This window comes from Caldisericia bacterium (genome assembly GCA_021158845.1).
Classification (GTDB): Bacteria; Caldisericota; Caldisericia; order B22-G15; family B22-G15; genus B22-G15.
The window spans coordinates 1-10,000 of record JAGGSY010000009.1 but is presented as its reverse complement, the minus strand read 5'-3'; the positions used below and the strand labels follow the sequence as shown (position 1 = coordinate 10,000).

General features: G+C 39.4%; 7 protein-coding genes and 1 rRNA gene (1 of these 8 cut by a window edge). 1 reads left to right on the top strand and 7 read right to left on the bottom strand.

What is annotated here, in order from left to right:
• Positions 1–199 (bottom strand): 16S ribosomal RNA (locus tag J7J33_00350) (it extends 1,383 nt beyond the left edge of the window).
• Positions 200–431: 232 nt separating this feature from the next.
• Positions 432–1,724 carry a serine--tRNA ligase gene (serS, locus tag J7J33_00345; protein MCD6167749.1) on the bottom strand — a complete coding sequence of 431 codons (1,293 nt, stop codon included), beginning with the start codon at positions 1,722–1,724 and terminating at the stop codon, positions 432–434.
• A 122-nt stretch (positions 1,725–1,846) separates the two neighbouring features.
• On the opposite strand from serS, the gene J7J33_00340 reads away from it, so the two are divergent.
• Positions 1,847–4,912: a S8 family serine peptidase gene (locus tag J7J33_00340; GenBank protein MCD6167748.1), complete on the top strand. Its 3,066-nt coding sequence runs from the start codon at positions 1,847–1,849 to the stop codon at positions 4,910–4,912.
• Between the two features lie 42 nt (positions 4,913–4,954).
• Here the strand turns inward: J7J33_00340 and J7J33_00335 are convergent, their stop codons facing one another.
• The 5 genes from J7J33_00335 to J7J33_00315 form a co-directional block, all read right to left on the bottom strand.
• Positions 4,955–6,100 (bottom strand): cysteine desulfurase, encoded by a 1,146-nt coding sequence (locus tag J7J33_00335; protein ID MCD6167747.1) that lies wholly within the window; start codon positions 6,098–6,100, stop codon positions 4,955–4,957.
• Between the two features lie 12 nt (positions 6,101–6,112).
• Positions 6,113–7,060, bottom strand: coding sequence for a D-alanine--D-alanine ligase (locus J7J33_00330; GenBank protein ID MCD6167746.1), 948 nt, complete (start codon positions 7,058–7,060; stop codon positions 6,113–6,115).
• Positions 7,051–8,679: a cobalamin-dependent protein gene (locus tag J7J33_00325; GenBank protein ID MCD6167745.1), complete on the bottom strand. Its 1,629-nt coding sequence runs from the start codon at positions 8,677–8,679 to the stop codon at positions 7,051–7,053. Before J7J33_00325 ends, J7J33_00330 begins: the two co-directional genes overlap by 10 nt.
• Entirely contained in the window at positions 8,672–9,757 is a 1,086-nt protein-coding gene (locus J7J33_00320; GenBank protein ID MCD6167744.1) for an NAD/NADP octopine/nopaline dehydrogenase family protein, read from the bottom strand. Before J7J33_00320 ends, J7J33_00325 begins: the two co-directional genes overlap by 8 nt.
• 29 nt (positions 9,758–9,786) lie before the next feature.
• Positions 9,787–10,000, bottom strand: a 214-nt coding sequence (locus J7J33_00315) for a hypothetical protein (protein ID MCD6167743.1), incomplete at its 5' end; no start/stop codon positions are given.

Sequence of the window (10,000 nt, the reverse complement as noted above, 5' to 3'; positions counted from 1 at the left end):
CCTCTCTGGAGGGTATAGGGTATTGATCCACCTTTCGGTGGGGTATCCCCTTCCTCGGGGGAGGTTACCCACGTGTTACTCACCCGTTCGCCGCTCGCCAGCACCTCTATCCGAAGATAGAGGCCTGCTGCCGCTCGACTTGCATGCATTAGGCACGCCGCCAGCGTTCGTCCTGAGCCAAGATCAAACTCTCCAAGGTGAAACTCACATAGGTTTCATCCTATAAAGAGTTAATTTAGCTTAGGTTCGCAAGGCACAGATACTGCTTAGTTTTCAAGGTGCAAATCTCTTTTTCCAAAGAAATTTTATCAAAAATTGTGAGGTTGTCAAGCAATTTTTAAGTTTAACAAAAAAAGTTACTTTGTCAAGTAAATCGGAAAAACTCAATTGTCAAACTTCAACTTTTCAGGGATAATCATTTTAACAAAAAATTACAAACTGTCAAGAGGTCTCTCAATTCTCTCAACTCCTATATAAGGAACAAGCGCCTGTGGGATTCTCACACTTCTGTTGGCATCCTGATAATTCTCAAGAATTGCAGCAGTTGTTCTTCCAATAGCAACACCAGAGCCATTTAAAGTATGGACAAATTCTAATCTTCCACTCTCCTTTCTTCTAAACCTTGTGTTCATTCTCCTTGCCTGAAAATCTGTGCAGTTGGAGCAGGAAGAAATCTCCACATATCTATTGTAGGATGGCATCCACACCTCTATATCATAGGTCTTTGAAGCTGAAAAACCTGACATATCCCCGGTGGAAAGAAGAACAACTCTATATGGAAGTTCAAGCCTCTTTAACACTTCCTCTGCCTCTGATACAAGTTTCTCAAGTTCCTTATAAGAATTCTCTGGTTTAACTATCTTAACCATCTCCACTTTATTGAACTGATGAACCCTTATAAGCCCTCTTGTATCCTTTCCAGCAGCTCCTGCCTCTTTTCTAAAACATGCTGTATAGGCAGTGTAATACTTTGGAAGTTCATCCTCAGATAAGATCTCTCCCTTGTGAAGATTGGTTAGAGGAACCTCTGCCGTGGGAATAAGCCAAAGGTCCTCTCCTTCAACCTTGTACATATCATCTCCAAATTTTGGAAGCTGTCCAGTTCCAAGCATGATATCACTTCTCACAAGGAAAGGAGGGAAAACTTCAGTGTATCCATGCTCCTTAACATGGAGATCCAGCATGAAGTTTATAAGTGCTCTCTCAAGGGATGCCCCAAGACCTTTATACAGAGAAAACCTTGAACCAGAAAGCTTACTTGCCCTCTCCTGATCAAGAATGTCAAGGATCTTTCCTATTTCCCAATGAGGGAGTGGTTCAAAATCAAACTCTCTTGGTTTTCCCCATCTTCTAATCTCAACATTTGCCTTATCATCAAGACCAACAGGAACAGACTCATGAGGGATATTCGGTATAGTTAAAGCTAAATCTATAAGCTCTCTTTCAACCTCCTTTAATTTTTTATCCAGATCATCTATCCTGTCTGAGAGTTTTTTTGATTCCTTTAGTAAATCCTCTACATCCCCACCTTTACTTTTGAGTCTTCCAATCTCCTTTGATTTTATGTTGAGTTCATGCTTGAGTTCTTCAACCTCTCTTATTATTCTCAATCTCTCCCTATCAAGCTCCAAAAATTTATCAAGATTCTCATCACTGTATCCTCTCTTCTTTATCGCTTCCCTCACAACCTCTGGATTCTTTCTTATAAATTTTATGTCAAGCATCTTTTCCTCCGTTAGGTTTTGTATTATTATTAGTATAGCAAATTTATAATCTGATTATAAAACCTTGAAAGGAGGTGAGAATTTTTAAATTTTACAAAAATCAAAGAAAGGAGTGAGCTGAAATGAAAAAAATTTTAACCTTTTTATTAGTGTTAATCTTAATCCTTACAGCTTTACCATTTTTGGGAGTTAGAGCTTCAAGTGGTGAGAAGATAAGGGTTATAATTCAGTTTGAGAAACCATCTTATGCAGAGTATCTGAAATCTCACAAAGTTTTTCCCATGTCTACTTTTACAAAAGAAACATACATCAATACTCTTAGAAAAGAACATGAAAACATTCTCTCAGAGGCTATCAGCAGGGGAATCTATATTAAAAAGAGATGGGATTACTTCCTCGCTTACAATGGTGTGGGTGCAGAGGTAGATAAAGATCAGATTGAAAACTTAAAAAGAGTTCCTGGAGTTAAGAATGTCTTTATAGCAAAGACATTTAAACCAGCTACAGATCTTTTTGTTCCCTTGCTTAGAGCTCCAGAAGTTTGGGAGATGAAAGATGGGAATGGTCTTCCTGTAACTGGAAAGGGTATGAAGATAGGGATAATAGATACAGGAATAGATTACAATCATCCAGACCTTGGAGGACCAGGCTTTCCAAATGATAAGGTTGTTGGGGGATACGACTTTGCAGACGATGATGATGATCCAATGGATCCACCTGAGCAGGGACATGGAACAGCAGTTGCTGGAATTGCTGCAGGAAATGGGAAAGTGAAAGGAATGGCACCTGATGCCCTTCTCTATGCCTATAAAGTATTCTCCAACCAGGGAGGAGCAAGCGAAGATGATATTATTGCAGCAGTTGAGCAGGCATTGAAGGATGGATGCACTGCAGTTAATCTCTCTCTTGGAAGTCCTGAGGGAGAGAGTGAAGGAACTCCAGAACTTGATGCCATGAACAATGCAGTGGATTTGGGATTAATCGTGGTAGCTGCCGCAGGAAATGAAGGTATAAGAAGTAAGGAACTTCGCTGGCCCATTTCAGCTCCGGGAAGTGCAAAGAAAGCTATCTCTGTTGCAGCAAGTGATGAAGGTGGCGGGAGTGTGAATATTGTATCACCTGCTGGATTTGAGGATAGATTTATTCCATTTACTTATGGTGATGGAGTTCCTGAATTTGAGGAAGGTAAAGAGTATGAACTTGTCGAATGTGGATATGGAAGGGAAAAAGATTTTAAAGGGAAGGACCTTACTGGAAAACTTGCCCTAATAAAGAGGGGACCGCTTTATCCTGAGGACGCCCTTCTCTTTGAAACCAAGTATTTCAATGCCCTCTCACATGGAGCTGAAGGAATTGTGGTCTATAATTGTGCTCCAGGACCTTTAATAACCATGGAACTGGGTCTTGACAACCATCCTGGAGTAGAGTTGAAACCGGCAGTATTTATAATGGAAGAGGACGGAAAACTACTTAAATCTCTGCTTGAGAGTGGTGCTCCACTCAAAGTCTCTTTCTCCAGAAAATACAGACCCAACCACCTAATAGCTGATTTCTCCTCCCAAGGACCAACACCTGATGGAGTGTTTAAACCAGAAATTTCAGCACCAGGAACAAACACATTTACAACAGCACCTGAAGGTAAATATACCTATGGATTTGGTGGAACATCAGGGGCAACTCCATTCACAACAGGCGCAACTGTTCTTATTAAACAACTTCATCCAGACTGGACACCAGAGGATATTAAAACCTCTCTAATGAACAATGCCTTTATATTAGAAAATCCAAACAACAAACTTCCCTTCTCTTGGACAGATCAGGGAGCTGGAAGAGTAGATGTGTATGCTGCTGCAACAACTCCACTCCTTATAAAACCCTTTGATCTTTTGCTTAAACCAGAAAAATCTGCTCTATCCGATAAGGAAGAGGGAATCACCTTTGAGGTAAAGAATGTATCAGATAAGGATATCACTTTCTCTGTATCATCTGAAGTAATTTCAATGGTAGAAGGCATCACTCTCTCTTATATGGATGAGGAAAAAACATTCACTGTTAAGCCAGGTGAAACTACCACAGTGCCCTTCACATACAGTATAGATGATAAACTACCAGACAATTACTATGAAGGGATAGTTTACTTCAAAACAGAGGATAGAACCCTACATGTTCCAATAGTTATTCAAAAAGGACTTCCAAAACCACCGAAGAAAGTTCTTGAAGATGTTTCTATAACTCCAAGGAAATTCTCTCCAAATGGTGATGGTGTAGATGATACAATGACTTTCCATTTTAAGTTAAGTCTCGGAGAGAAAGGACTTTTCCATGAAGAATCTTATAGAAGTAGAGTTACCGGAGTGATAATAGATATTCTCGATGAAAAAGGTAAGACAGCCCTTAAGAGCATATATCACAAAGTTCTAATGACAGGTGAGTATGAGTTTGTATGGGATGGAAGAGACATAGATGGAAACTTCTTCCTTGATAATGGGCGTTATCAATACAAAATTTACTCAGTAACAATCCAGAGTGGAGACCAATTGAAACTTGTAGAAGAGGGAGCCAAAACCGGCTACTTTACAGTGGAGGGAGTTGCATTCCCCGCAGTGAAACTTACTGGAAGAGATAGCGTGCCCAAAAATACAGAATTTACTATTGATGTTCTTGCCAAAGCCGCTGTTGATCTGAAGAGAGTAATAGCAGAACTTGATTTTGATCCTGAATATCTTGAGGTGGTAGAAGTTACACCTGGAGACTTCCTTAAACAAGGAGAAGTAAATGTGACAGTAACTCCAGAGATAGATAAAGAAAATGGTAAGTTGAAGGTGACAGTTGAAAGAGATGCTGGAAAAGGTGTTTCTGGAGAAGGTGTTGTATTTAGAGTAAGGTTTAAAGCTCTAAAGGATGGAGGAGTAAAAATTTCACTTACAAGATTCACAGGATACGATAGCGAAAATAGGCCAATGAACTTCCTCCTTTCTGAAAAAGTTATTAAAATAACACTTCTTATGGGTGACATAAATGAAGATGGGAAAGTAGATTCCAGTGATTTAATGATTTTTGCTCAAGCTTTTGGTTCAGAGGAAGGTGATCCAAACTGGAACGAAAAATGTGATTTTAATGGTGATGGAAAGGTAGATACAGAAGACCTTCTCCTCCTTGCACAGAATTTTGGAAATGTTGCACCATAAAAGGTAAAATGAGATTTTTAAAGGGAGGAGAATCTCCTCCCTTTATTTTTTATTTCTAAATTCTCTTATCCCCGCCTCAAATACATCTAAGAAATACTCAATCTCTTCAAAGGTATTAAACTTTCCAAGGGAGATTCTTATTGTGCTAAAGTAAAGGTCCTCTGGAATCCCTATAGCTTTTAACACATGAGAGGGAGTCTTTTTCTTGGCACTACATGCAGGACCAGCAGAAACAATTATTCCATTAAGTCCAAGATAAAGAAGCATTTTCTCCGCCTTAACACCTTCCATTGAAATATTAATATTTCCTGGAAGTCTTTTCTCAGGATGACCATTTATATAAATTCCTTCTATCTTTTCAAACCTTTCAAGAATATAGTTCTTTAACTCCAAAACCTCCCTCATCTCTTTGTCCATTTCAGATAGACCAATCTTTGCAGCTTCACCCATCCCGATTATCCCAGGAACATTGTGAGTTCCAGCACGAAAACCTCTCTCCTGATGTCCACCATCCATAAAAGGTTCAATTTTAACTCCCTCCCTTATATACAGAGCACCGATACCCTTTGGTCCATAAAATTTGTGGGCAGACATTGAAAGTAAATCAACATTCATCTCTTCAACATCAATGGGTATGTGTGCAGCTGTCTGAACAGCATCTGTGTGAAAAATAACTTCCTTCTCCCTTGCTATCTCTCCAATCTCTTTTATAGGTTCTATGGTGCCTATCTCATTGTTTGCGTGCATAACAGAAATTAGTATAGTCTTACCAGTAATGAGCTTTCTTACTTCATCAGGATCAACCATCCCAAACCTATCCACATGTAAAAACTTGACACTAAAACCCCACTTTCTAACAGTTTCAAGAGAAGAGAGAACCGCTTTATGCTCAATGGGGGTTGATATTATTTCTCCTTTCCTCTCCCAATTTGCCAAACAGACACCTTTTATAGCCCAATTGTCAGATTCAGTTCCTCCTGAGGTAAAGTATATCTCTTTCCTTGAAGCATTTATTAGATCAGCTACCTCCTTCCTTGCCTTCTCAATTTCAGCTTCCACTTCCTTTGCACCTGGAGAATAGAAGGAGGTCATGGGATTCTCATACAGGTTTCTGAAGAACCTGCTGAACCTGTATAACACTCTTCCATCCACTCTTGTTGTTGCTGCATTGTTTAAATACACATACATTCTTTCTCTCCGTTACATGTATCTTTTCTTTGCTACTTCCAATATTTTTAATACAAATTCGTTATATGAGAAACCAGACTTCTCAGCCATTTTTAAAATATCAGAGTAGTCTGGAACAAGAAGGGGAAGAGAGTTTACTTCAAGAATGAAGTAATCATCACCCTTAATTCTTATATCCATTCTTGCATAGTCTCTCAGCCCAAGGGCATAAAAGGCAAGTTTCCCTGCCTCCTCCACTTTCTTGTATACATCCTTGGATAATCTTGCTGGACAGTAGTACTTAAGCTCTCTGTCAAGCTCATTCTTAACTCTGTAGGAATAAAACTTTTCCATTCCATCTGGAAGAGCTGAAAAATCTATTTCAAGCAAAGGAAGAACCTGAGCATCTTTGCCGTTACCTATTATACCAAGGGTAACTTCTGTTCCATCAATAAACTCCTCTACAAGCGCAGGCTCATTGAATTCTTCATGGATTTTCTTAACCTGTCTTTTTAAGGACTCTCTATCATAAACTACAGAATCCTTTGTTAATCCAAGGGCGCTCCCCTCTCTAACAGGTTTTACAATGAGTGGGAAGGAAGCTGAAAAAGTTTCAGGAATATCCTCACCTTCCCTCACAACAAAAAATTTTGCAGTATTTACCCCATAATGAGAAATCACCATCTTTGTTATACTCTTATCAAGACACAAGGAATGTGAAAAGGCACTGGATCCTGTATATGGAATATTCATAAGATCAAGTATAGCTGGGACATGGACCTGTCTTGTATCTCTCCCTCCGGAGGTAGCAAGGTTGAAGACAAAATCAACATCTTTAACATTCCTCATGAAATCTTCATCAAAGGGAATCAAACTAACATCGTATTCCTCAGATAGAGCATCCTTTACAGCTTCAACCATTTTTTCCTTGTTCTTTGTTAAAACTTTGTCATGCACAACCCCAACCTTTCTTACATCCATTTTAGCCTCCTTATTCTTTCCTTTTCAGTTAGAATATTTCCGTCTTCATCCACTGCGAAGTTAGCGCCATTTATAACCTGAGTTATAACCTCTCCCTTTGCCACAGAGAATCCCACAAGGCCCGGTGCATCCATTATCCCTGTTTTAACTGCAGCAAAAAGCACCTCTGGATCAAGCAAGGGATCCTTTTTACCTTTTCCCAATTCCTCCACTGCCTCCTTTATCACCATGGCTTCCTCTTTAAGTTCTTTTACCCTTCTATCAACCTCTGGATCCTCTCTGAAATCGGGTAAACCAGACTTTGCCAGGATATTTGCCCTCTTCACCATCTTCACGCTCTCTATTATCTCCTTGCTCGTTGCTCTTTTTATTGCCTCACAATAGGAGACAACATGAATTATGTGAGGCTCAAGATATGAACCATAGAACATGGAGGAGACAAGTTGCCCCATAGCTCTAAAGGGATCGGCAGGGAAGGAGAGAAGTCCTGTTCTTATCATTCTATAAGGAATAAAATTCTCATCTTTAAGAGATTCAACAAGCTCAATCTTTGCAAGCATCTTTGCGATATCCATCTTAGGAGAAAGGTTTGGAGGAGTATTTAACATATACTGCTGAACATACCACTTAACACCAAGTTTTTTGGCTATGTAGGCAACAAGATAGGCATCAAAAACAGCTAAGGCATCGTGGGCATTCCTAAGTTCCCACTGATGTGAATCATTCACCTCAACTGGTACAGAATTCTCTGCATTCCACCTTATCGCCTCCATATTCTCCTTTATTGCTGAGAGAAGAGGCCTATCTGATCTTTTATCAAGGTCAGAATACCAGAAAATTGGAATTGCTGCCCATGCATTGTTAATTGTCTCTTTCAAAATCTTTGCAAACTTTACAAGATTCCTTGTACCTGCATAGCAGCGCATGAGGGGGTAATTCCCTCTTCTTGATGCCTCAAAAAGTTTCCTAAAATCCTCAACACTTCTTATGGGGGCTCCACCAGCACCATCCTGCTTTGGATCCATTTTCTCTGGTTCAAAGAAGTAACTCTGGCAGTTCTGATCTGGGGCAATGGATATTATGTCAAGAAGTTTACTCTCCGAAAGTTTTTTAATCTCCTCTATGGTTTCCTCAAGGGTTGGAAGACCTATGTGGTGCCTTATCAGTGGATATGGTGATTTAAACTCTATCCTCTCAGGCAGAGTTTGAGGAAAATCCTCCTCTTTAACAGGAACTTTTCCTCCTCTAAGAAACTGAACAACATCTTCTATCTCTTCAGTTCCATCAAACACCTTTTCAAATAAAGGATACTCTCTTGCAACTTTTCCTGTCTCTATTGTGCCACCAAAAACGAACTTTATATTTTCTGTGTCTATCTCCTTTAGCTTTTTTATAAATTCTTCAAGTAGTTTCTTTAAAGGTTCCTTTCCAAGCCTGTATCCTATGGATACTATGTTTGGTTTTGTTTCAATTATGGCACCTATTAATTTATCAATAGGAACTGCCCCCCCAAGATATATAACTCTATACCCCTCCTTTTTCGCAAGCTCAAGGAAGTTAAGTAGTCCTGCCACATGTATATCACTTCCAATCTCTGCTCCAAGAATCTTCTTACTCATCACCCTCCTCCACAATCCTTATAATTTCCTTAACCTTCTTACCTTTAAGACCAAGATTCTCAACAGTTCTTCCCTCTTTACAGAAATCCCTCCCCATCATAATGTTGGCAAGTTGAATAACTGAATTTATTGTGGGTGTCTTTATCCCCAATTCTCTACCAAAGGAGGCAATGGGAACGAGACTCATTGGAACATCCTCAAGAATGTATCTGTTCTGTATGCTCGGTGGCGCCATTATACCCTGATACCCAGAGTTGTTGTGTATAGCTTCATATAAATTACTTCCCACAACATCATAGGCATACTGGAGCCATCTTAAGGCGGTAAGAGGCTCTATACCAAACCTCCCCATTACATCGCATCTCTCTCTGTCAACTGCCTCAAGAACCTTTGCCACAGAAGGAGTTATTCCCTCAAGATAGAATTCAAATTTACCTGCTGTGGATTCAATTCTTGCAGCATTAAGAATGAGAGATGCAGGATGGAAAACTGCTCCTATGTTGTTGAAACTCGTGTAAAGAACATTTGGTGCAATTTCAAACTCTGGGAGAACTTTATTTAAAACCTCTTTAAGTTCAGGATTCCTCTTTGCTGGAAGAGCAGCAACAGGAACAGCATTTTTCATCTTAAATATCTTAACCACTCCTGGATTGGACATACGGGATGCAAATACAAAAGTCTGAGCCTCTGCTATTATCACATCCTTCTTAACTCCAAGTCTTTTAAATACGCTTCTAAACTCCAAAGCTCCACCAGTCCTCCCAGGATTTAAGACAATTATTTGACCATCCTCAACATACGGAGCCATCCTCTCAGCAATAGGTCTATGGGCAAAGGCTGGAAGAACTACCATTAGAAGTTTCCTTCCCTGTATAGCTTTCTTTATGTCTGTTGTAGCAAAGGCAATCTCAAATGTACCTTTAAAATCTGTATCCTCAACCTTTATCTTTCTTGTAGAAATAATAGGTGCTATTCTCCATTCACTTCTATTGTAAAGACTTACATCAAAGCCCTTCATGGCAAAATATGCGGCAAGCGCCTGTCCCCCGTTACCCGCCCCAATGACAGAAATAGTAATCATGGCTTTCACCTCCTATTTGGGAAATTTTATAATCTATTATAATAATACCATATGAAGAACCTTAAGAAAAATATTATATTCGGTATAAGCTTAAGTATTGGAGTGATAATAGTCATCCTCATCATCTCTATAATGAAAGAGGGAAGAGAGGTACTTTTACTGAAAATTAACATGAAATCCCTCTTTTTAACTATTTTCATTGTAATATCCTTATGGTTTATGGATGGATTGAGATTATAC